This is a genomic window from Plantibacter sp. Leaf1 (assembly GCF_001421315.1).
Classification (GTDB): domain Bacteria; phylum Actinomycetota; class Actinomycetes; order Actinomycetales; family Microbacteriaceae; genus Plantibacter.
Map to the genome: position 1 here is coordinate 2214556 of NZ_LMJX01000002.1, position 25000 is coordinate 2239555.

General features: G+C 68.3%; 26 protein-coding genes. 11 read left to right on the plus strand and 15 right to left on the minus strand.

What is annotated here, in order from left to right:
• Nucleotides 1-16 precede the first annotated feature (16 nt).
• From ASE44_RS12680 to ASE44_RS12695, 4 genes are all read right to left on the minus strand, one after another.
• Nucleotides 17-970: a helix-turn-helix transcriptional regulator gene (locus ASE44_RS12680; RefSeq protein WP_056780336.1), complete on the minus strand. Its 954-nt coding sequence runs from the start codon at nt 968-970 to the stop codon at nt 17-19.
• A gap of 76 nt (nt 971-1046) precedes the next feature.
• Complete coding sequence (locus tag ASE44_RS12685; protein ID WP_056010040.1) at nt 1047-1418, minus strand: hypothetical protein; 372 nt, start codon at nt 1416-1418, stop codon at nt 1047-1049.
• 88 nt (nt 1419-1506) lie between these two features.
• Nucleotides 1507-1839, minus strand: coding sequence for a hypothetical protein (locus tag ASE44_RS12690; protein ID WP_056010042.1), 333 nt, complete (start codon nt 1837-1839; stop codon nt 1507-1509).
• Between the two features lie 141 nt (nt 1840-1980).
• The gene (locus tag ASE44_RS12695) at nt 1981-3531 is read right to left on the minus strand and encodes a deoxyguanosinetriphosphate triphosphohydrolase family protein (protein WP_056780338.1); all 1551 of its coding nucleotides are present in this window, start codon (nt 3529-3531) and stop codon (nt 1981-1983) included.
• Between the two features lie 39 nt (nt 3532-3570).
• Between ASE44_RS12695 and ASE44_RS12700 the strand changes: the two genes are divergently transcribed.
• From ASE44_RS12700 to ASE44_RS12710, 3 genes are all read left to right on the plus strand, one after another.
• Entirely contained in the window at nt 3571-4152 is a 582-nt protein-coding gene (locus ASE44_RS12700) for a uracil-DNA glycosylase family protein (protein ID WP_056780343.1), read from the plus strand.
• 63 nt (nt 4153-4215) lie between these two features.
• On the plus strand, nt 4216-4680 hold the full coding sequence (locus ASE44_RS12705) for a hypothetical protein (protein WP_056780346.1): 465 nt from the start codon (nt 4216-4218) through the stop codon (nt 4678-4680).
• Nucleotides 4681-4716: 36 nt separating this feature from the next.
• On the plus strand, nt 4717-6414 hold the full coding sequence (locus tag ASE44_RS12710; protein WP_056780349.1) for an endo-1,4-beta-xylanase: 1698 nt from the start codon (nt 4717-4719) through the stop codon (nt 6412-6414).
• 70 nt (nt 6415-6484) lie between these two features.
• On the opposite strand, the gene ASE44_RS12715 is transcribed toward ASE44_RS12710, so the two are convergent.
• On the minus strand, nt 6485-6844 hold the full coding sequence (locus ASE44_RS12715) for a VOC family protein (RefSeq protein WP_056010052.1): 360 nt from the start codon (nt 6842-6844) through the stop codon (nt 6485-6487).
• Between the two features lie 44 nt (nt 6845-6888).
• Here ASE44_RS12715 and ASE44_RS12720 point away from each other — a divergent pair, with 44 nt between their 5' ends.
• The gene (locus ASE44_RS12720) at nt 6889-7101 is read left to right on the plus strand and encodes a hypothetical protein (RefSeq protein WP_056010053.1); all 213 of its coding nucleotides are present in this window, start codon (nt 6889-6891) and stop codon (nt 7099-7101) included.
• On the opposite strand, the gene ASE44_RS12725 is transcribed toward ASE44_RS12720, so the two are convergent.
• Nucleotides 7098-7970 carry an alpha/beta fold hydrolase gene (locus ASE44_RS12725; protein ID WP_056010055.1) on the minus strand — a complete coding sequence of 291 codons (873 nt, stop codon included), beginning with the start codon at nt 7968-7970 and terminating at the stop codon, nt 7098-7100. The genes ASE44_RS12720 and ASE44_RS12725 overlap by 4 nt on opposite strands.
• A gap of 83 nt (nt 7971-8053) precedes the next feature.
• Between ASE44_RS12725 and ASE44_RS12730 the strand changes: the two genes are divergently transcribed.
• Together ASE44_RS12730 and ASE44_RS12735 are read left to right on the plus strand one after the other, a co-directional pair.
• Complete coding sequence (locus tag ASE44_RS12730) at nt 8054-8551, plus strand: CGNR zinc finger domain-containing protein (protein ID WP_056780354.1); 498 nt, start codon at nt 8054-8056, stop codon at nt 8549-8551.
• A gap of 41 nt (nt 8552-8592) precedes the next feature.
• Nucleotides 8593-9405: a MerR family transcriptional regulator gene (locus ASE44_RS12735; RefSeq protein WP_056780357.1), complete on the plus strand. Its 813-nt coding sequence runs from the start codon at nt 8593-8595 to the stop codon at nt 9403-9405.
• Nucleotides 9406-9515: 110 nt separating this feature from the next.
• Here the strand turns inward: ASE44_RS12735 and ASE44_RS18575 are convergent, their stop codons facing one another.
• The 4 genes from ASE44_RS18575 to ASE44_RS12750 all read right to left on the minus strand — a co-directional run bounded on the left by ASE44_RS18575 (nt 9516) and on the right by ASE44_RS12750 (nt 11547).
• A complete protein-coding gene (locus ASE44_RS18575) occupies nt 9516-9716 on the minus strand; it encodes a hypothetical protein (RefSeq protein ID WP_056780359.1) in 201 nt (66 codons plus the stop codon).
• Nucleotides 9717-9799: 83 nt separating this feature from the next.
• Nucleotides 9800-10267, minus strand: coding sequence for a GNAT family N-acetyltransferase (locus tag ASE44_RS12740; protein WP_056780363.1), 468 nt, complete (start codon nt 10265-10267; stop codon nt 9800-9802).
• A gap of 62 nt (nt 10268-10329) precedes the next feature.
• On the minus strand, nt 10330-10782 hold the full coding sequence (locus ASE44_RS12745; protein WP_056780365.1) for an NUDIX domain-containing protein: 453 nt from the start codon (nt 10780-10782) through the stop codon (nt 10330-10332).
• 132 nt (nt 10783-10914) lie between these two features.
• Nucleotides 10915-11547, minus strand: a complete 633-nt coding sequence (locus ASE44_RS12750; protein WP_056780370.1) for a TetR/AcrR family transcriptional regulator — start codon at nt 11545-11547, stop codon at nt 10915-10917.
• Between the two features lie 66 nt (nt 11548-11613).
• Between ASE44_RS12750 and ASE44_RS12755 the strand changes: the two genes are divergently transcribed.
• The gene (locus ASE44_RS12755; protein WP_056780372.1) at nt 11614-12321 is read left to right on the plus strand and encodes an NAD(P)H-binding protein; all 708 of its coding nucleotides are present in this window, start codon (nt 11614-11616) and stop codon (nt 12319-12321) included.
• A 261-nt stretch (nt 12322-12582) separates the two neighbouring features.
• Entirely contained in the window at nt 12583-15144 is a 2562-nt protein-coding gene (locus tag ASE44_RS18230; RefSeq protein ID WP_082456081.1) for a DEAD/DEAH box helicase family protein, read from the plus strand.
• Between the two features lie 506 nt (nt 15145-15650).
• On the opposite strand, the gene ASE44_RS12765 is transcribed toward ASE44_RS18230, so the two are convergent.
• Nucleotides 15651-16640 carry an aldo/keto reductase gene (locus ASE44_RS12765; RefSeq protein ID WP_056780378.1) on the minus strand — a complete coding sequence of 330 codons (990 nt, stop codon included), beginning with the start codon at nt 16638-16640 and terminating at the stop codon, nt 15651-15653.
• Nucleotides 16641-16785: 145 nt separating this feature from the next.
• Between ASE44_RS12765 and ASE44_RS12770 the strand changes: the two genes are divergently transcribed.
• Both ASE44_RS12770 and ASE44_RS12775 read left to right on the plus strand, forming a co-directional pair.
• A complete protein-coding gene (locus ASE44_RS12770) occupies nt 16786-17439 on the plus strand; it encodes a GNAT family N-acetyltransferase (protein ID WP_056780381.1) in 654 nt (217 codons plus the stop codon).
• A gap of 128 nt (nt 17440-17567) precedes the next feature.
• Nucleotides 17568-18350 carry a glucose 1-dehydrogenase gene (locus ASE44_RS12775; RefSeq protein ID WP_056010071.1) on the plus strand — a complete coding sequence of 261 codons (783 nt, stop codon included), beginning with the start codon at nt 17568-17570 and terminating at the stop codon, nt 18348-18350.
• A gap of 10 nt (nt 18351-18360) precedes the next feature.
• Here ASE44_RS12775 and ctlX read toward each other — a convergent pair whose 3' ends face one another.
• Together ctlX and ASE44_RS12785 are read right to left on the minus strand one after the other, a co-directional pair.
• Entirely contained in the window at nt 18361-19338 is a 978-nt protein-coding gene (gene ctlX, locus ASE44_RS12780) for a citrulline utilization hydrolase CtlX (protein WP_056780384.1), read from the minus strand.
• Nucleotides 19339-19345: 7 nt separating this feature from the next.
• Nucleotides 19346-20374 (minus strand): ornithine cyclodeaminase, encoded by a 1029-nt coding sequence (locus tag ASE44_RS12785; protein ID WP_056010075.1) that lies wholly within the window; start codon nt 20372-20374, stop codon nt 19346-19348.
• Between the two features lie 162 nt (nt 20375-20536).
• Here ASE44_RS12785 and ASE44_RS12790 point away from each other — a divergent pair, with 162 nt between their 5' ends.
• Nucleotides 20537-20968 carry an Lrp/AsnC family transcriptional regulator gene (locus ASE44_RS12790; RefSeq protein ID WP_056010076.1) on the plus strand — a complete coding sequence of 144 codons (432 nt, stop codon included), beginning with the start codon at nt 20537-20539 and terminating at the stop codon, nt 20966-20968.
• 2 nt (nt 20969-20970) lie between these two features.
• Here the strand turns inward: ASE44_RS12790 and ASE44_RS12795 are convergent, their stop codons facing one another.
• Both ASE44_RS12795 and ASE44_RS12800 read right to left on the minus strand, forming a co-directional pair.
• On the minus strand, nt 20971-23535 hold the full coding sequence (locus tag ASE44_RS12795) for a polynucleotide kinase-phosphatase (protein WP_056780386.1): 2565 nt from the start codon (nt 23533-23535) through the stop codon (nt 20971-20973).
• Nucleotides 23532-24935 (minus strand): 3' terminal RNA ribose 2'-O-methyltransferase Hen1, encoded by a 1404-nt coding sequence (locus ASE44_RS12800; protein ID WP_056780389.1) that lies wholly within the window; start codon nt 24933-24935, stop codon nt 23532-23534. The genes ASE44_RS12795 and ASE44_RS12800 overlap by 4 nt, the downstream gene beginning before the upstream one ends.
• Between the last annotated feature and the right edge of the window lie 65 nt (nt 24936-25000).

The window sequence follows — 25000 nt, forward strand, 5'->3', positions numbered from 1 at the left end:
CGGCGCGAGCCGGCGGTCAGGAGCCGAGCGTCGTGCTCGGATACTCGCCGAAGCGGTTCGTGTACGAGGCGGAGAACCGTCCGAGGTGGGCGAAGCCCCACCGCTGCGCGATCTCAGCGACGGTGGCACGACCGGGATCGGACCTGCGGAGTTCCTCCTGCACGCGGTCGAGTCGCACGCGTCGCAGGTAGTCGATCGCGGTGATGTCGTGCTCGCGGCGGAATGCCGTCTGCAGACTCCGTTGGCTCATCCCGACTGCATCGGCCACGTCCTCGGTGCGGATGGGCAGGTGCGCGTTGGCGATCATGTACTCGACGGCGGCGCGGGTCTTGCCGCCCGACGGCAGTCCGATCTCGACCGGTGCGTGCAGCGCGGTGTGCGGGAACGTCTCCAAGAGGGCGATCGCCGCAGCACGGTTCGCCTCCGCGCGGAGGAGCGCCGGGCTGGCGTCGTCGTACACGACGCTCGCGACGGTGGTGACCGAGGCCGCCCAGCGTCGGAGCTGCTCGCCGCTCGGTCGCGCCGTCGTGTCGAACAGGATCGGACCGCTCGTGCCCTCGACCTCTCCCGCGACCCGTTCCAGGAACGACCCGTCGAAGTGCATGAGGTTCTGGCGGTAGTCGGTGAAGTCGAACTCGGCGAGCCGATCGTTCGCGAACATCGCGGGCCGGCCGTACTCGAGCTTGACCGGTGCGCCGGCCAGGTCGGTCGCACCCTCCCCGGCCGTCAACCACGACACGATGTACTCGCCCTGCGTGAGCACCGTCCCGGTGACGCGACCGGCGAACTGGGTGGCGCGCAGCGTCAGCTCGTCATCGCCGATCGCCGTGTACCGGAAGGTGAAGGCGGATGCCGTGGGTTCGATGACCATCTCGCCGGCGTTGTACGCGTCGGAGAACAGGTCTCGAGCCTCATCGACATCGCGACCTGCGACCTCGGACCGCTCAGCGGGCCCACCGTGTTCGCTCATCGTTCATAGAATCTCACGCCGTTCCCGAACTGTCACCTTCAGCGAGGCGTCCGGCGGCAGAGCAGTCCACAGCTTGTCAGGCGGTCCCTTGCAGGAAGCCGTGTTCGGCCCCGAGGACACCGGTCAGCGCGGACGACGCCATCGGCGCGAAGCGTGGCAGCATCGTCGTCTCGTGCACGGCGGTCGGGCGCTCCGACCAGATCGTCAGCACCGTCAGCCCACCCTCGGCGCGAAGTGACCAGGCGACGATGTATCTCGTCAGGACGCGGACGGTATCGCCGCCGACATCGAGTGCGATGGCGGACCGGCTGAGGGACAGACCACCCGCGACGTCGGCGCCGGAGTGGGAGGTCTCGAAGACGACGTCGGTGCGGTCGAGCAGTCGCCCGACGGTGCGCGCATCGTCCAACTCGAAGAAGTCGGGCGCGCCAGGGATCGAGATCGGCATGGTCCCACCCCCAACTGGTGTGTCATGGACGCCCGACGGCCGGAGCTCGTCGTGGCGGTGTTCGATCCGCGGTCGCGGAGCCGCGTGCCTAGGCTGCGGACTCGACGCGCTTGGTGGCGCCGGCGGCAGGCTCGGGTACGACGCGCATGCCCTTCGCGCTGTTGGCCTGCTCGAGGAGCGCGGCGAGCCATTCCCGGTTGAGCTCCGGTGCACGGCTGCCGTAGAAGGAGAACTGGAGGGGGATCATCGGGTTCAGCCACAGCGACTGACGACCCGTCCCACGACCGGGGACGGCTTCAAGGTGGAAGGCGAAGCTCTCGTTGCGGCGGAACTTCGTGAAGATCACCGTCTGCAGGTGCGCGAGGAGCCGGTCTTCGATCTCGTGCGGAGTCGGAGGGGTTCCGTAGAGGAGGTTTCCCATGAGCGCGCCATCCCTTCTGTTTCGGGACCGAGGTGATTCCCGGTGCCGGGGATAACGCTAGATGTTCTAGTAATACCGCGCTCGGAACTATCCGAATTGCGCCAGGGGCATTCGGATAGCCGTCCGCCGCTCAGCCGACACCTAGCTGCCGAAGGCCCAGGCCTCGCGGTCTCCGCGCAGTCTGGCGGCGAGCGCCGTCGCCTGTTCATCGGTGAGTGAGGCGACGTAGTCGAGGATCCCGCGGGCCCGGCCGAGGCGTCCGAGGGCGCTCGGCTCGGCCAGTGGGCGTCCGGTCTCCGGGTCGTCGGGCAGCCAGTCCGGGTTGTCGGCTCGCAGGCGGAAGTAGCCGTCGGTGGCCAGTTCGACGAAGTCGAGGAGCTTCTGCGGCGCACGCGGGCCGTCGCGGGGATCGTCGAGCCAGCGGTCGAGTTCACTGACGAGGACGTCGAGGACGCGCGACTGTCCTCGCTGGTAGGTGGCGAAGTCGGGTCGGTCGATGACGAAGCGCGTGTGGACGAACTTGAGCACGGTGACGTCGTGCCAGGCCTCGGGCAGGAGCGCCACGTGACCGGAGCGCACGTTGGGCTCCTCGACGACGAGGACGGACCGTTGCAGGCGGCCGATCCAGGAGGAGACGAACGACTCGATGGCGCGCTCGGTGCGGCTCGAACCGTCGAAGGGGACGGCGAGGAGCCCTTCGACGAGTTCGGTCGCGACCCGCTGCACGGAGGCGCGGAAGTGCTCGTCGCTCGCGATCCACGGGTCGCGGGAGACGATCCGCCGTCGCAACAGTTCGAGCGAGTGGCCGGGTGCCCGGTTCCACAGCTCGTCGGCGTCGAGTGCTGCGAGGGCGCGCTGATCCCGGAGGAAGGTGCGGAACTCGACGGCGACGGCCGCCTGCTGGAGCACGCCGGCCCGGTAGAAGTCGTCGAGGTCGTGCAGGGAGTAGGCGATGTCGTCGGCCACGTCCATCACGGAGCATTCGACGGTCTGCTGCCAGGGCGTGATCGCCGTGAACGCACCGCGGGCGTCGAGCATGTCGTCGAGGTCGAGCGTGTACGCGGAGAACTTCGGTGGCGCCGTCTCCCAGCGACTCGCGGTCGAGCCGCGCGGCATCCGGGTGGGGTCCGCCGGGTCGAGGTCGGGGCGGTGGACGGTGCGGCCCCACGGGTACTTGAGCACGGCGGCGCGGGAGGCGGCGGTGAGGTTGAGGCCCTCCTTCACCGTCTCGCACACGTCGAGCGCGGAGAGGATGCGGAACGACTGCGCGTTGCCCTCGAAGCCCTCGGCGAGCCCGAGGCGCTCCCGTGCGAGGCGGTCGAGGACCTGCTCGCCGAGGTGGCCGAACGGCGGGTGGCCGAGGTCGTGGGCGCTGGCGGCTGCCTGCACGACGACGGGGTCGCAGCCGCCGAGGCGCTCGACGATCGCGGCCTGCGCCGGGTCCGTCGTCGTCAGTTGCATCGCGATGGCCCGGGCGACGGCGGTGACCTTGATCGAGTGCGTGAGCCGGTTGTGGACCACCTGGCCGACGCCGGACGGCGACACGACCTGCGTCACGGCCGACAGCCGGGCGAAGTACGGGGAGAAGCGGATCCGTTCGAGGTCGACCCGGTACTCCGGGTACTCCTCGCCGGTCGCGAACCGGTCCACAGGCTCGGGGATGAGGCGCCGTCGCCGCTGGTCGTCGTCCATCCCCTCACCCTATTGCGCACTCGATGGAAGACTGCAGGGATGCATCCGATCGATCGTCTCCGTGCCGAGGTCGCCACCCACGCGTCGAACACTTGGGCGAGGGAGCTCGGGTGGGAGCCGCTCTTCGTCGCGTCCCCCGAGGCTCGGGTGCTCATCATCAGTCAGGCGCCGGGACGGCTGGCGCAGGAGTCCGGCATCCCCTGGAACGACCCGAGTGGTGTCCTGCTCCGCTCATGGATGGGTGTGACGCCCGAGGAGTTCTACGACCCGGCGAACGTGGCGATCGTGCCGATGGACTTCTACTTCCCGGGCAAGGGGACGAGTGGCGACCTGCCGCCGCGCCGCGACTTCGCGGCTCGCTGGCATCCGCGGGTGCTCGAGCAATTGACCGAGGTGCGCCTCACGATCCTCATCGGCGCCTACGCGCAGCGCGCCTACCTCGGTCCGCGGGCCGGGCGCACCCTCACGGAGAACGTCCGGGCAGCGGAGTCGCACCTCCCGTTCTTCCCGATCGTGCACCCGTCGCCGCTCGCGCGCGGTTGGCGTACGAAGAACCCGTGGTTCCAGGAGGAGACGGTGCCGCTGCTCTCCGCGCAGGTGCGGAAGGCGCTGGCGGGGTGAGGCGGCATAGGCTGACGAGGATGCCGGGACGCCGGCGTCCGACCGACTGACGAGGGGTGAGCCGTGAGTGATGACCAGCGTGCGGGCGACGAAGAGCGGCCGACCGTGCAACCGCCGTCGGGGTCGAGCTCCGGCGAAACGCCTGCCAAGCCGGATGATGCTTCCTGGCTCACCGAGCAGGAGGGACCGGTCACCGGTCGAGCGGCCGGCATCGGGATCACCCTGCTCCTGTTCGCGCTGCTGGTGGTGAGCTGGTTCGTCCAACTGTCGTTCGCCCTGCAGGGCGAGTTCGGGCCATCCGAGGACCGACTGAGCGGTGGCGGGATGCTCGGCGGGTTCATCCTCGGCGCGGTGATCGCGATCGCTCCGCCCGTCGTCACGCTCGTCCTCCAGGCGAAGGTCCACAAGCGGACCCCTCGGTACTCGATCATCGCCGCCATCGGCGCGATCTCCGTGCTCGTCATCGCCGTGCCGGTCAACGCCGTGGTCGTGGGCCTCCAAGCCGTCAGCCTCGCGAGCGGCCGGTAGCCGGCACGCGCCCCCGCCGTCGCTTACGCTCCTCACATGTCGATCGCCAGCAGACGGAGCCTCGCGAGCGGAGCGGCGGTCGCCCTCGTCCTCGCCCTGGTCGGCTGCACTCCGACCGGCTCCCCCTCCGAGCGGGAGACGGTCATCGACCTCCTGGAGCACGATTGGCAGCACGTGCCCGGCATCGTCGCAGACGGCGATGAGCTGCGGGTGACCGCGACGGGACGGACCATCGTCGAACAGGACGGCGGTGGAGGCCAACCGAACCCGCCGGTCAATCTCGCGGGCGTGCACCTCGATGCCCCGGACGACTTCACCCTCAGGACGTCGTTCACGGACGTGACCGCGGACGCCACCCTGGCCGTCCTCGCCCGCCCGCCCATCGTCGCCGACGAGTTCCTGATCCAGCCCGCGGGGCTCACGCTCACGCTCCGCGGCGACGATCTCCGCATCGCGGTCTTCGACGGCTCCGCACCGGAGGACGTGACCGACCCTGCGCCGGTGGAGGACGAGGAGGTGACGCTCGCCGACCCCGGGGCGGAACTCTCCGTACATCGTTCCGGCGACCGACTCGAGATCGCGAGCGACGGTGAGACGCTGTCGTCGTTCCCCCTCGGCGGGGTCTTCGACTCCGGCGGACTCTGGTTGGGGTTCTCGAGCGAGGAGGGGTCCTTCACGGTCGGTTCGCTGACCGCCACGGCACCGGCCGGTGCCGCACTGGTCGCCGCAGGTCCTGCCGTGGGCGAGGCGGAACGATCTCCGGAGGGGCTGCAGGCGCTCGCCTCCCGCGCTCGACCGGGCTTCCTGATCGGCGCGGCGGCGGCACTCGGTCCGCTCGTCTCGGACGCGGCGTACGCGGAGAACCTCGTGGGGAACGTCGGCCTCATCACCCCGGAGAACGCGATGAAGCCGCAAGCACTCTCCCCCAGGCAGGGTGAGTACCACTTCGAGGAGGCCGACGCGCTCCTCGACCTCGCAGCGAAGTCCGGGATCGCGGTGCACGGCCACACCATCGCGTTCACCGAGGCGATGCCCGGCTGGATGCGCGACCTGCCCGCCGACTCCGAGTCGCAGCGTCAGGCGAGCGCCGCGGTCCTGCTCGACTACGTGCACACCGTGGTCTCGCACTTCCGCGGCCGGCTCGATTCGCTCGACGTCGTGAACGAACCGTTCGACGTCGATCAGGGCACGAGCTTGCAGGAGAACGTCTGGTACCGCGTCTTCGGGCCGTCGTATCCGGTGGTGGTCTCGACCGCGGTCTACGACGCGGACCCGGACGTCGAGCAGTTCATCAACGAGAACGGCGCCGATGTGCCGGGTCCCCGGCAGGACGCCCTGCTGCAGCTCGCCCTCGACACGAACGCGCAGGGTGGCCATATTGACGGCGTCGGCCTGCAAGCCCACGTCTACGACCTCGACACCGATGCACTCTCAGCGGAGGACCTCGCGACGACGTTCGACACCTTCGCGGATGCGGGGCTCGTCGTCCGCATCTCCGAGAACGACGTCCCGGACGACGAGGGTGAGGACGTCCAGGCGGAGCAGTACGCCACCGTCCTCGCGGCGTGCCTCGGCTCGGACGCCTGCGTGTCGTACACGAGCTGGGGCGTGGACGACGCCTACGACTGGTTCATCGACGACGACGGCGCTCTGCAGCAGGGCCACGACCTCCTGTTCGACGACGGCGAGCCGACGCCAGCCTACGACGCGCTACGGCGCTTCCTCGCGGGCTGAGGAGCGAACCGCGATCGGGCAGTATGACGGAAAGCGGCCCGACTCGGGGCAATGAACGCCGCGACGCGTGCTACTCGCCGAGCTCCCAGAGTTCGATGGGGAGCCCCTCCGGGTCGTGTAGACGGACGAACCGGCCGTAGTCCGACTCCCATTCGGTCCGACGCTCGACGTCGATCCCGGCGCCTTCCAGCTGCGCAATCAGAGCGTCCAAGCCTGTGACGCGGAGGTTGAGCATGAACGGCTGGTCGTCATCGAAGTACTCGCTCGTTGTCGAGAACGGAGCAAAGACGGTCGCGCCGGCCTCCTGCATCCAGACGGCACCTTCGCCCTCGGCGCCGGCTTCGATGCCGAGATGCTCTCGGTACCACGCCGCGCGCGCTGATGGATCACGACTGCGGAAGAACAACCCGCCGATGCCGACCACTCCCATGCAGTGAGTGTATCGATGCGCCCGCTCCACGAAGGAGTCATCAGGTGGCAGAACACACACCGTCCCGGGCTCAGAGCTCGGAGCTCATCGGGTTGGCGCTCCTCGTCCCGTTCGGCTTGTGGCTCGGGTATCGAGGCGTGAAGGGGCTGCGTCGCTCAGCCTCCCGAGCCGACGGCCAGGCGGCCGACCGCTCGTGCGGACGGCCGCCCGATCCCGCCGGGGTGGTCGGAGACGGATCGACCGATCCGTCGGGCTAGGCGCTGCGGTCGTTCGTCGCGAGCCAGCTCGTGATGGCGTCGGCGACGAGGTCGAGGTCGGATTCGAGGAGGAAGTGTCCGCCGTCGACGAGTTCGATGCGAGCGTGCGGGGCGTCGCGCGTGAACGCCGTGGCGCCGGCGGCGGCGAAGATCTCGTCGTTCCGCCCCCAGATCGCGAGCACCGGCACCTGCGAGGTGCGGAGCCACTCGTGCACCGCCGGGTACAGCTCGCGGTTGGTCGTGTAGTCGCGGAACAGCGCCAGCTGCACGTCGTCCTGGCCCGGTCGGGCGAGGAGCGCGAGGTCATGCTCCCAGGCGTCGGGGTCGACGGTCGTCGGATCCGGCACGCCGTGCGTGTACTGCCATTCGACGGCTTCCCGGCCGAGGGCGGGACGGAGTGCGTCGCGCGTCTCGGTGGTGCGTTCGGCGGCGTCGGCCCAGATCGGGTCCCAGAAGCCGGGCACGAAGCCCTCTTCGTAGGCGTTGCCGTTCTGGGAGATGACGCCGACGACGGCAGCGGGGTCGGCGAGCGCCAGACGCCAGCCGACCGGCGCGCCGTAGTCCTGGACGTAGATCGTGTACTGCGTCACGCCGATGGTCGAGAGGAACCGGCCGGTCACGCCGGCGAGGGCCGCGAAGGTGTACTCGAACTCGTCGACCGAGGGGGCGGCGGAGCGACCGAAGCCGATGTGGTCCGGAGCGATGACACGGTAGCGGTCGGCCAGTGCCGGGATGAGGTGGCGGAACATGTGGGAGCTGCTCGGGTACCCGTGCAGGAGCAGGAGCACGGGGGCGTCGGCCGGGCCGGCTTCGCGGTAGAAGACGTCGAGCCCATCGACGGAGACGGTGCGGTGGTGGACGGTGACCATTGCTAACCCCTTTAGATTGTTTTACTGGTTAGCCAGACGGTAGCATGGATTCATGGCGCCACACGGCGCGAGAACGGAGAACGATGCTTCGCGACGAGGAGCTGCTGCTGAACGTGCTGAACAGCGCGCCGGTCATCGAGGGTGCCCCGACGGACCGTCTCGAGGGTGCAGCCGGGCGAGACCTCGCGCGCAGCTGGGGTGGCACCGGGTCCGCGGACGAGGTGGCCCGCCTTCGGCGTGCGAGGCAGGCGCTCCAGGCCGTCGTCCGCGGCGAGGACGGCGGGGCGACCCGAGAGCTCGCAGGCATCCTCGGGGATGCGGTTCGGACGCCGCGCGTCACGCCCGGCGGCGTGGTCTGGGAGCTGCAGGTCCCCGAAGACGACCGCCTCGTGGCGGGCGTCGTGTTGGCGTGGTCGAGCGTCGTCGCGGAGTTCCCCGGGCGCCTTCGCCCGTGCGCGAACGACGAATGCAGCCTGTTCCTCGTCGACCACAGTCGCCCCGGAACCGCGAAGTGGTGCTCGATGGCGGTGTGCGGCAACCGGATGAAGGCACGCACCCACGCGCGACGCGCTCAGAACTGAACGCTTGACTCTGACACCGTGTGAGGAGGGAGAACTGAGACATGTTGTCCATCGGAGCGTTCGCGCAGATCGGCCAGGTGACCCACCGGATGCTCCGGCATTGGGACACCGCAGGTCTGCTCGTGCCTGCCCATGTGGATGAGTCCAGCGGCTACCGCTCGTACGATCCTTCGCAGTTGGAACGACTGCACCGGATCGTGGCGCTTCGCCATCTCGGCTTCGGTCTTGAAGACATCGCCCTGATCCTCGACCAAGGGGTGGATGCCGCGCGCATCGCCCGGTTGTTGCAGGTGCGTCGAGCCGAGGTCGAACGCGAGCACCGCATCGCGGCCGCACGACTCATCGATGTGGAACGGCGGCTCCACCTCATCGAAAGAGAGCATCACATGTCGGAGATCGAGATCATCGAGAAGCCCCTGCCCGCCGTTCGCCTGGCCGCCCGTCGTGGCGTCGTCCCCTCACAGCCGGACATCGCGGACTTCGTCGGCCCCTCGTTCGACGCGGTCGCGTCCATCATCGGCGACGAGAGCGGTTCGCTGACCACGCCGATCGCGCAATACCACGCGAGCGAGGACGGCACCGAGGTCGTCGTCGGCTACGCCTACAACGGCGCGCCCCGTGACGGTTTCGAGGTCGTCGAGCTGCCGGCCGAGAGCCTGGCGATCTGTGGCATCCACCTCGGGTCGATGGACCGCATCGCCGAGAGCTGGCAGTCCATCCACGCCGAGATCCTCGCCCGGGGCTTCGTGCCGGCGGGGCCCTGCCGCGAGCTCTACGTGCGGGCGGTGTCGGAGGATCAGTCCGACTGGGTCACCGAACTGCAGCAGCCGATCGCTGCGGCACCCGCGTCCTGACCTCGAGCGGAAGGCGGCGGGATGAGGTCGATCCCGCCGCCCCCGCTTGGTCGGGGTGGAGCTGGCCGTGCGCGCCCTCGACCGAGGTGGCCGGCCGCCGAGGATTCGGTTCAGACGCCTTGCTTGTTCCGGCGCCTCCGGCGGAGCGCCCATTCCAGTGCGCAGAGCAGGGCGGCATCGGCGACGCCGACCACAACGCCGAGGAAGGCGTTGTGGGAACTGAACCCGACGCACATCCCGACGAACATCGCCGAGGCGAGAATGAGCGGTACAGCGAGGTTGACTTCTCGTGGTTTGCGGGGAGTCGTCATGGGGAGACCCTAACGGTGCGCTCGACCACGCGCACGGAACGACCGCACGATCGGACGGCGTACGGTGTCGCCTGCCCCGGTCGCTACGGGGTCGCCTCGGTGCTGCGGGACAGCAGGACATAAGGCGCTCGTCCAGCGTGGTCGGCAACCGTCTGACGCGGCTCGAACCCGACGGCTCGCCAGAACCGGACGCCGCGCTCGTTCCGGACCTCCGGGTCGACGGTGAGCCGAGCGATGTTCCTGGCTCGCGCGCGGGAGAGCATGGCCTCGACCACCTGTCGACCGGTGCCTTGGCCTCTCGCGGAGGGCGACAGGATGAGGTCGACCCCGGCACCCTCCGCTCCGTCGGTGTGGAGCTGGACGAGTCCGACCGCGTCGTCGTCGACCAGGACGAGGAAGCACTCGACATCGGGAAGTCGTGCGCCAAGGTACTTGGCGCGGATGAGCTCGTCGGACAGCCGTCCCGGTCCTCCCCAACCATGGAAGGAAGGATCATCGAACAGATGACGCAGTGCGTCGAAATCGTCCTCGGATGTGGGTTGCAGCCTCATCGAAGACAGTCTGCCCTGGTGGCCGGTCGTCGTCTATGTCAGCGATCGATGAGGGCAGCTGGTCAGAACCCGAACGTGAGGAGCGCTGACCTGTGCCCCTCGCGCAGGGCGTCCAATGCAAGCCGCTCGTGAGCGGGCAGGTCGACCGGCAGATCGTCGAGGCGGAACCACGCCAGTTCTGCGCACTTGATCGGTTCTCGGATCAGTGGTTCACCACCCCAGACATCGCAGACGAAGAACCAGTCGACGCGCTGTTCCATCGGGTTCTCCGTACCATCGGTACGCTGCATGACCACCACAGCCGAGAGCGCCTCGAGTGCCACCTCGACGCCGAGCTCTTCCCTCGCCTCACGGATTGCGGCAGACGCCGCAGTTTCACCGAGCTCGACATGACCGGCGGCACCCGCTGACCAACAATCGTCCATGTACCCGGTGTTCTGCCGTCGCTGCAGCAGGACTGATCGATCGCGGCGCAGGAAGACATACGACGCGGGAACAATGGAGAAGTGGCTCATGAGTAGTCACACCATATGCCGCTGACCGGAGCACGAACCGTTCAGGAAGATGCCGAAGGTGTCCGAAGCCATGACCCAACGCTAGGCGTCGATACGCTCCGACGCACCGGGCAGCATCGTCGGAGCGGTCGCTCAGGTCGTGCGAGCCGGCGGAGCACTCGGTACGGCCGAGGCCAGGGCGACGGCTCGGACGACCACGGCGAGGGTCTCGCAGGCCCGGGCGGTCGACATCGACCCTGACAGGGCACTCCGGGCGAGGGCATCGCCCGCGCCGACGATGGCGCTCAACGGCGCCGGGTCGAGCGGGCCGGTGAAGGGCTCCAGCGCCTCACGACAGATCTCGAGGTACGCCTGCTCCGCCTCCGACCGGAGCGCACTCAACGTCGCCGAGCCGCTGAGTGCCGACACCACGGCCGCGAGCTCGATCCCCTCGGCGATGCAGCAGCCGATGTAGGCCTCTGCGACCAGGGCCGACACCGCGGCGAGGTCGCGCGGCGCCCGAGCGAGCGCCTCCAGCAAGGCGTCCCGCTGGTGAGCCTCGAACGCACGGTACGCCTCCGACAGCAGACCCGAACGGTCTCCGAAGTGATCGTAGGCCACCGGCTTCGTCACCCCCGCGTGCGCGGCCACCCGCGCCAGCGTCACGTCGTCCATGTCGTGCGTGCGGACGAGATCGCGGAAGGCGTCGAGCAACTGGGCGTGACGGTCATCCCAGGAGAGACGACGCCTCGAGGTCGACGCGCCGTCGGTCGTGGTGGATCCCATCCGTCGATACTACCTACCGACAGTAAGTTACTAATGGTAGGTTGATCGACAATGGAAGGACCACCCATGACGTCACCCACCACCCCAGCCACCGCCACGAGCGAAGAACCGCTGCCGCGGGTCTTCATCTTCGGGATCTCGGGCCGGGTCGGTCGGCTCCTCGCGAGCCGCCTCCGCACGCGAGGGATGACCGTCTCGGGCCTCACGAGGTCGACGCAGCAGGCCGAGGCCCTCCATGCCGACGGCGTGACGACGGTCTCGGGCGAGCTCGCTCTCGCTACCACGCAGGAGATCGCGGCGATGGTCTCGGGCTTCGACGTCGTCGTCTTCACTGCCGGCTCGAACGCCGGACACCCGGACGTGACGGACGCCATCGACGACGCCGCCCTCACCCGCGTGTCGGAGGCGCTCAGCGGCACGCAGACTCGCCTGATCCTGCTCTCCGTCCTGCCCGAAGCGTGGCGCGAGCGATCACTGAGCGACGAGGAGGAGCACTACTTCTCGGTTAAGAAGCGCGCCGAGGTGGTGCTCACCCGCGAACCGATCGACTGGGTCATCCTGCGACCATCCCTGCTGACCGACGACCCGGGTCGAGGGACGGTCGCCCTGGGGCCGGCCGAACTCCACGACGAGATCACCCGCGACGACGTGGCGGCCGTCCTCGAAGCGCTCGTCCTCGAGCCGACCATCAGCCGACGGATCCTCGAACTGAACGAAGGGCCGACCGCCGTCACCGAGGCGGTCGGCCGCGTCGCACGCTCCTACCAGGCGTAGGCCTCGGGCGCCTGGCCGCCCGGGCCGGGGAACAGCTCGTCGAGGGCGGTGAGGTCGTCCGCAGTCAAGTCGATCGACCCATGCGCGAATGTCACGAGGCGGCTTAGAGGGGTATGGAATCTAGCGGTCGCGGGTTCGGCGGTGCTCAGGCAAGGTAGTTGCCCCGAAACCGCTAGACACCACTAAAGAACTATCAATGGATGCCGCACGCACCTACTGTTGCTTTAGGCTCGTCGAAATCACCTAATGCAAAGGGGCAACATGGCGTTCAAGGGCACCATCACCGAGGGACAAGCGCCAGCGAACCCCGAGGATCTCTATATCGATTTGCCAAGACGGCGCGGTGCAGTCCCAGGCCTCTGGTCCCACCAAGTGGACCTGCTCCGCCTTTACATGGATGAGCACCAAGACACCTCCGATCTTGCGATCGAGCTGCCGACTGGGACCGGTAAGACCCTCACCGGCCTACTCCTAGCTGAGTGGGTGAGACGCCACACCGGCAAGCGCGTACTTTATGCATGCCCGACGAAACAACTCGTGAAACAAGTTCAAGCCACAGCTGACCGTGAAGGCGTCAAAGCGGTTACCCTCATCGGGTCGCACCAAAACTGGCCGATGCCGGATCAGACGGCTTTTGAGGCCGCGGAGAAAATCGCGATAGTTACGTACAGTACGATCTTCAACAGCAATCCACACGTTGAAGTATCGGACCTTATTATCTTTGACGACGCCCACGCCGGCGAACAGTATGTCGGCGAGTCCTACGCGATTGATATTAAACGCGGCAAAAATCGCACCGAGTACTTTGAGGTCCTCCAAGCCATCCGACCAGCCCTTGATGGGGTGTTCGCGAACCGGCTTGAGGAAGACTACCCAGACGCCAGCATCAACGAATCCGTTCGCCTCGTGGTGCCATCTATGACTGATGGAATGCTGGAACGACTGGACGCGACTCTGGCATCGCTAGATAAGTTCAAATTTGACCTCGCCGTTATCCGTTCAGGGCTCGCTGCTTGCCTAGCGTATGTGAGCTACGGCGGGATACTCATTCGGCCCGTCATCCCACCTACGAGCAACAATAAGATATTCGCCCGCGCCCGGCAGCGAATCTACCTGTCGGCGACGCTCGGTGTCGGCGGCGAAATAGAGCGCGCCTTCGGGCGAGAACAGATTTCTCGCCTACGCCTCCCTGACACCGCGCCGACGCCACGATCCGGCCGACGCTTCTTCGTCTTCCCCGAGCTGATGACCGGTGTTGACCCGGTCGAGGTCACTAAGCAGATCGTTGCCCGTGCTGGGAAAGCTCTCGTTCTTGGACCAGAGACTGGACGCGCCATCGAACTTGGCAAGAAACTGGCAGAGAAGGATTGGCCCGTTCTCGGCATCGATGAGGTCGCCGACGGAATGCAGCCGTTCGCTGACCTGGAGAAAGGTATCTGCGCCCTAGCGAGCCGCTATGACGGGATCGATCTCCCTGATGATGCATGCCGAGTCGTTGTCCTCGACGGCAAACCCGATCAGGACAGCCTGCAGGAGCGTTTCCTGTACGGCCGCGCAAAAGCCGGAGCCGCAATTGCTGAGCGCGTCCGAACACGTGTTGTGCAAGGTGCAGGCCGCGCCACCCGTCAACCGAACGACGCAGCCATAGTTGTCATCCTCGACCGAGGACTGACAAAGTACCTGCAGCAGCCAGAGACAATCAATGCCCTCGAACCTGATCTCCAAGCAGAAATCCAGTTCGGGAGACGGAACAGTACCGAGGTATCAGTCCAGGAGGTCCTCGGCAACGTTGACGCGTTCCTCGACCAAGGCGAAACCTGGCGTTCGGGGGCGGAGCCCCACATCGCCAAGGCACGCCGACAAGCTGTGCAGAACTTACCCGAGGGCAGCGACGCTCTTGGGAGGTCCGTGCAGTACGAAGTGGAAGCATGTGGGTTTGCGGCCACGAGCCAATGGGACAGAGCTGCCGCGAAAGCGCTGGAGGCAGCGCGAATCATCGGAAGCGGCGGGAACGCGACCCGGGGATACCGCGCTGTGTGGCTGTACCTAGCCGGCGTTTGGACTGAACTGCATGCTGCATCCGAACCGGGAGCACACGCTACCGCCGGGAGGCTGATCGGTCAGGCCGAAAATACCGCCGAAGGCACCTGGACACGCGAGATGCCGACGCTCGCAACTGTCGCTCCACATGGCCTCGCGCCAGCAGACGCGTCAGCGGTGACGAAAATCGTGAGTATTCTGAGCGCCGGAGTGAATGTCGGCAGGCACAACCGGCAAGCCGGCGAGATGCTGGCGGGCCTCAGCCAGCGAGACCCAGGAAAGTATGAGCCCGCCCTGACGGCGCTTGGCAAGCTGCTCGGCGCTGAGGCACAGAAGCCTCCTGCCAAGGGTCGATGTGATTCGACCTGGTGTTGGGAGAACCACCTGTGGTTGGCAATGGAGGCTAAGTCCGACCATGAACTTACCGGTGTGATTTCTCATAAGGAGGTCCGTCAAGCGAACGACCAACTTCAACTTCTCGCCTCCGACCGTGGCCACACCCCTCCGCCGCCTGGTAGCGCGACGATCATCATTTCTCCGAAGCCCGGCGTAGATATTGATGGTGTCAAAGGAGCACATACGGAGGTGCATCATGTGGGGCTGTTGGAGGTCGAGAGAGTTGCAAACGACACTGTGCAAGCCTGGAGCGAGATTCTCGCGGCAAAGGATGGCAGAACACCTGCCCAGCTCTCGGACCTGGTTGGCCAAACCATGGCGGGCCATGGCCTCCTGCCAACGCAGGTGAGCGAGACGCTCACATCTGACCCGGTGGCAGCTGACTAGCACCGCTAAATGTAGGGGTGTTGCGAACCTCGTCAGGCTCGCAACACCTCTCGAAACGCGTTCGCTTTCGCGTACAAACCGCTGGCAATGGGCGCCGACCTCCAGGCGGTGCCCCTGCCGTGGCCTCGATGCTGATGACGATGGTAGCTTCACCCGCAAGTGAACCAGGACACCTACCACAAAGGCGTCGTCTGCTCCTCGTGAGGCCATGACTTTCGTCATTGCTGCGACGCGTCAGCGAACGTCAACCCGAGTGCACAATTCCACCCAACGGTTCCACTCGCGAATCGCACGGCCGGCGTGATGCCCACTCCGAGCTCGGGCTCGCGAAAGGCGCTCCCGTGGCGCCCGCCGACAAACGCACCAGAACTCCAATGCATGCGAGCGGTTCGGCCTTCTCGCGTCGTTCAGCATCGATGTCTTCCACCAGCTAGCCCGCATCGCTGTGGTGCGAGTCCGGGAACGCCTAAACACCCCTTCGGATGAAGCCGCCGCGTCGCACGCTCCTACCAGGCGTAGGCCTCGGGCGCCTGGCCGCCCGGGCCAGGGAACAGCTCGTCGAGGGCGGTGAGGTCGTCCGCGCTGAGCTCGATGTCGACCGCTGCGACGGCGGACTCCAGCTGCTCGACCGTGCGCGGTCCGATGATCGGGCCGGTGACGCCAGGCTGGTGCAGGAGCCACGCGAGACCGAGCGACGCCGAGGTCCAGCCACGCTCGGCGGCGAAGCGGTCGTAGGCCTCGAGCCGGTCCTGCTGCTTGGCGCGAGCCTCCGTGATGCGGGCCTCGCCGGATCGTGCGCCCTTGTCGGACGAGCCACCGCTCAGCAGACCACCCGACAGCGGCGACCAGGGCAGGATGCCGAGGCCGTAGTGCTGCGCCGCCGGGATGACCTCGAGTTCGATGGAACGCTGCGCGAGGTTGTAGAGCGACTGCTCGCTGACGAGACCGAGGAAGTGCCGCTGCTGCGCGACCTCGTTCGCCTGCGCGATGTTCCAGGCGGCGAAGTTCGAGCTGCCCGTGTAGACGACCTCGCCGCGCGCGACGAGCACCTCCATCGCCTGCCACAGCTCCTGCCACGAGATGTGCCGGTCGATGTGGTGGAACTGGTAGAGGTCGATCCGGTCGGTCTGCAGGCGCTCGAGGGAACCGATGGCCTCCCGGCGCACCTGCCACGCCGACGCACCGCGGGCGTTCACGACGTCCGAGCCGTCGTCGTTCGGCGCGACCATCGGCGAGTGCACCTTCGTGGCGAGCACGATGTCGTCGCGCACGCCCGGCCGGGCCGCGAACCACCGACCGATGATCTCCTCCGTCGCCCCACGGCCCGCGCTGCCGCCGTAGGCGTTGGCGGTGTCGAAGAAGTTGACGCCGAGCTCGAGCGCCCGGTCCATGATCGCGAACGAGTCCTCCTCGCTCGTGCGGTCACCGAAGTTCATGGTGCCGAGCACGATCCGGGAGACCGACGTCCCCGTGCGTCCGAGGTGCGTGTACTTCATGGGTGAGCCCTTCTCGTCGTCGAACGGGGCCGCTGACCGGCACCGCGACGAGTGTCGCACCGACGCCGCGCGCCGTACACCGGCTCGACAGCCCGACCCGGACCGGCTACAGCGCTATCCGGTGTCCGACGGGTAGCGTGGGCGGATGCTCAGCCTCACCGACGTCTGGCCGCTGTTCGGCCTCGAGATCCGCACGCCCCGCCTCGTGCTGCGCCAGGTCCGCGACGAGGACCTCCCCGGCCTCGTGGACGCCGCCCTCGCCGGCATCCACGACCCGGACGTCATGCCGTTCTCCACGCCCTGGACCGACCAGCCGCGCGAGCAGCTCATGCGTGAGACCGCCAAGCACCTCTGGACGCAGCGGGCCGGCGTGGCCCCGGCGTCCTGGACGCTCAACCTCGCGATCCTCCTCGACGGCGTGCCGATCGGCCTGCAGGACGTCGGTGCCCGCGACTTCGCCGTCACCCGCTCAGTCGGCAGTGGTTCCTGGCTCACGCAGTCGCAGCAGGGCAAGGGACTCGGGGTCGAGATGCGAGCGGGCATGCTCCAGTTCGCGTTCGACCACCTCGGCGCGCACGTCGCAGTGTCCGACGCGGCCGTCTGGAACGGCGCCTCGCTCGGCGTCTCGCGTCGACTCGGCTACCGCGACAACGGTGTGCTCCGGTTCGTCGGGCGTCCGGGCGAGCTCGTCGAGTCGCAGGGTCTCCGGGTGACCCGCGAGGAGTTCGTGCGCCCCGATTGGACTGCGACGGTCACCGGTCTGGAGGCGGCACGGCCGATGCTCCTCGGCGAGGACTGATCGCCCTCCGCGAACGTCGGGGCCCTGCGGCGGGTGCATCTATCCAACAGATGTACGTTTGAAGGACTGTCGCTGATGCGACGGGCACGGTGTCCGCCGGAGCGACAGGCTCCTGGAAAGGTCACACCATGAATCGCTTCTCCGACCGCGTCGTCCTCATCACCGGCGGTGGCTCCGGCCTCGGACGTGCAGCAGCCGTCCGACTCGCAGCAGAAGGCGCCAAGCTCTCCCTCGTCGACATCTCCGAGGCCGGCCTCGCCGCGACCGTCGAGGCGGTCACCCAGGCGACCCCCGACGCCGAGATCATCACGACGATCGCCGACGTCTCGAAGGAGGAGGACGTCGACCGCTACGTCACCGAGACGACGTCGCGCTTCGGCCGCATCGACGGCTTCTTCAACAACGCCGGCATCGAGGGCAAGCAGAACCTCACCGAGGACTTCACCGCCGCCGAGTTCGACAAGGTCGTGTCCATCAACCTGCGCGGCGTCTTCCTCGGACTCGAGAAGGTGTTGAAGGTCATGCGCGAGCAGGGTTCCGGCATGGTCGTCAACACGGCGAGCGTCGGCGGCATCCGCGGCATCGGCAACCAGTCCGGCTATGCGGCTGCGAAGCACGGCGTCGTCGGTCTCACGCGCAACTCCGCGATCGAGTACGGCCAGTACGGCATCCGCATCAACGCGATCGCCCCCGGCGCGATCTGGACGCCGATGGTCGAGAACTCGATGAAGCAGCTCAACGCCGACGACCCGCGCGGCGCTGCCGAGGAGTTCATCCAGACGAACCCCACCAAGCGGTACGGCGAAGCCCCCGAGATCGCCTCGGTCGTCGCCTTCCTGCTGAGCGACGACGCGAGCTACGTCAACGCCACGGTGGTCCCGATCGACGGCGGTCAGTCCTACAAGTACTGACCGGCAGCGGTCACGATCGGGCGAGCTGCGAGCCCGACACCGGTTCGGACACCGTCGCTGCTGGTCGCCGGTCCAGATGGACCCCGGCGATCATGCAGCGGACGGAACCGCCGGCGAGCTCGATCGTCGGGACGTCCAGCGGGAGGATCCGGCAGCTGCGCTCGATGACCGCCAGCTGGTCCGCGCGGAGGCTCTGGACGGCCCGGCTCGAGATCGCCAGGAGCCGCTCCCCCGACGCCGACCGCAACTCGATCGCATTGCCCGCGAAATCGCAGACCTGCCCGTAGTCGAGGTCGACGATCGTGCGCCCGTGGGCGGTCAAGCGTTCGACGACCTGCTCCCGACGCGCGGGCGAGGCGATGAGGTCGAGTCCCACGAGCGCGAACTCGGTCGCCACGCCCATCATGACGTTGGTGTGGTAGATCGGGACCCCGTGCGGGTCGACGGCGTCGAAGACGAGCGGTTCGTAGCCGAAGTTGGTGCAGAAGCGCTCGAGCGCGATCGGATCGGCCCGGTGCGAGCGGGCGACGAACGCCACCCGCGCAGCGTGGTCGAGCACCATCGCACCGGTGCCCTCCAGGAACACCTCGTCGAGTTCGAGGCCCGAGTAGTCGATGACGTCCTGCACGCGGTACTCGCGCTTCAACATCTCGACGATGTCCCAGCGACGCTCACGACGACGGTTGACCGCGTACATCGGGTAGACGGCGAGATGCCCGCCGGCGTGTGTCGACAGCCAGTTGTTGGGGAACACGCTGTCGGGTCGGTCGGGGTCGTCGTCGTCGAAGAGGTGCACCCGCACACCCGCGGCGTCGAGCGCATGCGCGACCCGGGTGACCTCGTCGAACGCGGCGTGCGCCACCCCGACGGCCGCAGCCGAGGGGACGCCCTCCGCGACCTGGAACACGTTGTCGGCCGCGGTCAGCGGGTTCGGCGTGAAGCGATGCGGTCTGATGAGGACGACCGCCGACGGCGCCTGCACGGACATGTCGGACTCAGCCGACCGGTGAGAGCGCGCCGACGAGGCCGAACAGGTCCTTCGGGTCGTCGGGGGCCGCGACGAGGTCGATCTCCTCGAAGTACTCGCTGCCATCGACGGCGTCGTTGAGGAACCGCAGCGCCGTGAAGTCCTCGATCGCGAAGCCGACGGAGTCGAACAGGGTGATCTGCTCCCGCGAGGTGCGGCCGGGGACGGCGCCCGTGAGCACCTGCCAGAACTCGATCACCGGGAAGTCGGGGGCCATCTGCTGGATCTCGCCCTCGATGCGGGTCTGCGGCGGGAACTCGACGAACACGTCGGCGCGGTCGAGGATCGACGCCTCGAGCTCCGTCTTGCCGGGGCAGTCGCCACCGATGGCGTTGAGGTGCACACCGGGCTCGACGAGGTCGTTCGTGAGCACCGTCGCGAGGGCCTTGTCGGCCGTGCAGGTCGTGATGATGTCCGCCCCGGCCACGGCGTCCGCGGCGCTCGTCCCGATGACGACCTCGAAGCCGAGCGGCTCCAGATTGCGCGCGAACTTGTCCATCGCGAGCGGGTCGACGTCCCAGATGCGCACGGTGCTGATGCCCAGCGCGGCCCGCATGCCGAGGGCCTGGAACTCGGCCTGGCTGCCTGCGCCGATGAGCGCGTGGACGGTGGAGTCCGGTCGGGCGAGGTGCTTGGCGACCATGCCGGACGTCGCGGCGGTGCGGAGGGCCGTGAGGAGGGTCATCTCCGCGAGGAAGGTCGGGTAGCCGTTGTGCACGTCCGCGAGGACGCCGAACGCGGTCACCGTCTGGTAGCCGCGCGCCGGGTTCGAGGGGTGGCCGTTCACGTACTTGAACGCGTAGGTCTCGTGGTCGCTCGTCGGCATGAGCTCGATGACGCCGAACGGCGTGTGGCTCGCGACGCGAGGGCTCTTGTCGAACGAGGGCCAGCGACGGAAGTCAGCCTCGAGGTAGCCGATCATGCCGGCGATGATGCGCTCGGGGCCTCGGTCGGCGGTCCAGCGGACCATGTTGCGGACATCGACGAAACGCGTCATGACGTTCCCTTCCAGACGGAGTCGGGCTCGGAGCCGGCCGGAGCGGAGTGCTCCCGACTGCTTCGAGCCTAGGTTTCGTCGATCTGCACTCTCTACGCCACCTCTGCGCGATTTGTGCACAGGATATGCACAATGTGAGTAACGTCGTTGTACATTGTGTGCATGGCCGCACTCGACGATCTGGACCGACGGCTGTTGGCCGCGCTCCGAGCCGACGGCCGCGCATCGGTCGCGAGTCTGGCCAGATCGCTCGACGTCGCCAGGGCGACCGTGAACAGCCGCCTGGAACGACTCGTCTCCTCAGGCACCGTCGTCGGGTTCTCCGTCCGGGTGCGCGACGAACTCGACCCCGGCACCATCCGCGCGATCGCGTTCATCGAGGTCGAGGGCCGCACCACCGATCACGTCATCCGACAGTTGCGCGGCTTCCCCGAGATCAGCGCGCTCCACACGACCAACGGCGGCTGGGACCTCGTCGCGGAACTCCGCACCGAGACGCTGACCGACTTCGACCGCGTGCTCGGCGGGATCCGCCGCATCGAGGGCGTCGTCAACAGCGAGACGAGCCTCCTGCTGAGTTCCGTCCTGCGCTGACCCTAGAGGCGCGGGTCGATCGGCTCGGACTCCATGGCGAGGACGCCGAAGACCGCCTGGTGCACCCGCCAGGTCGGTTCGCCGGCGACGAACCGCTCCACCGCCTCCACACCGAGGGCGTACTCACGGAGCGCCATCGAACGCTTGTGTCCGATGTCCCGGTCCCGGAGCCGTGAGAGGTTCTCGGGCTCGGTGTAGTCGGGCCCGTAGATGATCCGCAGGTACTCGCGCCCGCGCACCTTGATACCGGGCTGCGCGAGCGACTTGCCGCCCCGGAGTAGGCCGGCCGTCGGCTTCACGACCATGCCCTCGCCACCCGCGCCGGTGAGCTCCTCCCACCAGGTGGTCGCAGCCTCCTCCGACGCCGGCGCTGTGAGGTCGACCTCGATCGACCGCGTCCGGCGGATGAGCTCGGGGTCGGCGTCAGCCAGCCGATCGGCGAGCGAGAGGTGCCAGGTGTGGTCGCGACCGAGGAGACTCGTCCCCGTGGACGCGAGGAGCTGGAACGGCGCGAGCTGCACCCCGTTCAGTCCGTCAGAGGGCGCCGTGTACGGCCGGTAGGCCGCGACGTACGCCTCGGCGTTCTCCGCCCGTCGACGCGTCCGGTCGAGCAGTCCGGTGACGTCGACGCCGGTCGCCGCAGCCTGCTCCAGCACGCGGACGGCCGCCGGGACCGCCGCGGTCGCCGCAGCACCGACCGAGGCGTACTGCTCGCGGATCATGCGCTCCGCCTTGATCGACCAGGGGAGCAGCTCGCTGTCGAGGAGCAGCCACGAGGCGTCGAGTTCCTCCCACAGCCCGGCGCGCTCGACGGCGGCGTCCAAGCGGGACAACAGCTGCTGTGTGGTCGCCTCGCCGAAGAACGGCCGACCGGTGCGCGTGTGGACGGTGCCGCGCCAACCGGCGGGCGCTCCGAAGGGAGCCGGGTCGCGGGTGAGCAGGACGACCGCACGGGATCCCATGTGCTTCTCCTCGCACACCACCCGGTCGAGCCCCTCCCGGCGGTACGCCTCGAACGCCTCGGCGGGGTGCTCCAGGAGGTCCTTCCGCTGCGAGGTGCTCGGTGGGCTCATCGTCGGCGGCAGGTAGACGAGGCGCCGCGGATCGATCGCATAGCGGCTCATCACCTCGAGCGCACCGGCCGCCGCGTCCTCGCGGATGCCGACCCGACCCGAGACCCGCGTCTCGATGACCTGCTTGCCGAGGACGTCGTCGATGCGCAGCAGCCCCGGGTCCCGCTGCTCGCCGGCGGGTCCGGTGGGCCGGCCGAGCGGCACGACGGGTTCGTACCAGACCTGCTCGGCGGGAACGTCGACGACCTCGCGCTCCGGCCACCGCAGCGCGCTCAGCTTGCCGCCGAAGACGACGCCGGTGTCGAGGCACATCGTGTTGTTGACCCATTCGGCCTCGAGGGTCGGCACGTGCCCGTAGAGGACGGTCGCCTTGCCCCGGTACTCCTCCGCCCACGGCAGCCGTACGGGCAGACCGTACTCGTCGGTCTCCCCCGTGGTGTCGCCGTAGAGCGCGAACGACCGCACGCGCCCGGAGGCGCGTCCGTGATACTGCTCGATCAGTCCGGCGTGCGCGACGACGAGCTTCCCGTCGTCGAGGACGAGGTGGGCGACGAGCTCTCGGCAGAACCGCTCGACCTCGTCGCGGAAGGCGGCCGGCTCTTCGGCCAGTTGCGCGAGCGACTCGGCGAGCCCGTGCGTGGTCTGCACCCGCTTGCCCTGCAGGGCGCGGACGAGCTTCGACTCGTGGTTCCCCGGCACCGCCAGCGCGTGTCCGGCGCCCACCATCCCCATGGCGAGCCGCAGCACTCCGGGGGTGTCGGGCCCGCGGTCGACGAGGTCGCCGAGGAAGATCGCCCGTCGTCCCTCGGGGTGCGCCGCGTCGACCGGACGCCCTTCGGCGTCGCGCTCGATGACGTACCCGAGCTTCGTGAGCAGCGTCTCGAGTTCACTCCGGCAGCCGTGGACGTCGCCGATCGCGTCGAACGGGCCGCGCTCCTGACGGCGGTCGTTGAGGAGCGGTTCGCGGACGAACGACGCCTCGGCGATCGCGTCGACCCCGGACAGGACGTGGACCTTCCGGAACCCCTCCTTACCGAGGTGCCGCAGCGATCGCCGCAACTGATCCTGCTGGCGGGTGATGACGGCCGACCCGAACGACCGGTCCTGACGAGCCTCGTTGCGCTCGATGCACACCCGCTCCGGGACGTCGAGCACGACGGCGACGGGCAGGACGTCGTGACTGCGCGCCAGGTCGATCAGCGACTTCCGCGAGGCGGGTTGGACGTTGGTCGCGTCGATGACAGTCAACAGTCCGGCGTCGAGACGGCGGGCTGCGACGTCGCGGAGGGCGGCGAACGCGTCGGCGCTGGCGGCCTGGTTGTTCTCGTCGTTGGACACGAGCCCGCGGAAGAAGTCGCTCGACAGGGTCTCGAACCGACCGAAGTGCTCGGCGGCGAAGGTCGATTTGCCGGAACCGCTCACACCGATGAGGACCACGAGCGACAGCTCGGGGATCGGGAGCGCCGCCGTCCGGGGCGGTTCGAGGTCGCTCATGAGATGCCCTTCCGGAAGATCGCGAGCTGCGTGGGCGAACCGAGCTGCGGGTCGACGTCGCCGACCGTGCGGTACTCGACGTCGTAGCCGTGGCGTGCGGCGAGCGCCGTGCACCAGCTCGCGAACTCCTGGCGGTCCCATTCGAAGCGGTGGTCGGGGTGCCGGAACCCGCCCGCCGGCAGCGACGGGTAGAGGGCGTTGTACTCGCGGTTCGGGGTCGTGACGATCACCGTCTCGGGAGCCGCTGCGCCGAAGATCGAGGCTTCGAGTGCGTCGAGGCGCTCGGCGTCGATGTGTTCGACGACCTCCATGAGGACGATCGCGTCGAGCCCGTGCAGCCGGGAGTCGGCGTAGGTCGCCGAGGACTGCAGCAGCTGGATGCGTTCGCGGACGCGGTCGCTCGCATCGCGGAGCCCGAGGCGTTCCGAGGCGGTCGTGAGGGCGCGGGCGGAAACATCGGTGCCGATCACGGCGGTGAACTGCGGATCCGCGATCAGGCGGGTGAGGAGGGAGCCCTCGCCGCAGCCGACGTCGGCGACCGAGCGCGCTCGGACGTCGGCGAGCGCCTGGAGCACCGCTTCGGCGCGGAGGCCGGCCAGCGCGGGGGAGCGTGTCGCGCGCGCAGCCGCGGCACCCTCCTCGCCCTCGGCTCCGTCCGCTGATGCTCCCGGGTCGAGGAGCGCCTGCGCGTCGCTGACCATCCGCGACTGGTGCGCGAGGTACCGCTTCGTGATCAGATCCCGATCGGGGTGGTCGGCCAACCATCCTTCGCCCGCGCGGAGCAGCTTGCCGACCTCGTCGTCGGACACCCAGTAGTGCTTGGCGTCGTCGAGGACGGGCAGCAGCACGTAGAGCTGGCGGAGTGCGTCCGAGAGCCGCAGGTGTCCGGTCAGTTCGAGGTCGACGTATCGCGAGTCGCCCCAGGCGGGGACCGTCGGGTCGAGTGGGATCGCCCGTTCGGTGACGTCCCAGCCGAGCGGGGTGAAGAGCCGGGTCGCCAGCTGGTCCAGGCCGCGCGACGGTACCGCCGCGACCGTGAGCGTCAGCGGGAGGGCTGCTGCGGCGAGCTCGGGGTGGGAGTCGCTGCGGCCGGTCATGGCGCTGCGGAACACCTGCCCGATCGCGACGGCGACCATGGACGACGACGCGTACGGTCGGTCGTTCACGTACTGCGAGAGCGACGCGATGTCGCCGCCGCCGAAGCGCTTCTGCCGGACGAGCGCGATCGCGTCGACCTCGAGGAGCAGCGCGATGGTGCACCGTTCGTCGGTCGCCTCCGGGTAGAACACGTGGGCGCGCCCGACGCTGAGGTCGAAGCTCTGCGCCCGCGCCGGGTGTTTGCGGACGAGATGACCGAGGTCGGCGGCCGACGGCGCGGTCGAGGTGATGGTGACGAGCACAGGTCCATCCGTCCGGTCGGCGTCGGGGTTCCGGAAAGCCTAGCGTCGGTCGTCGTGAGCGCCTC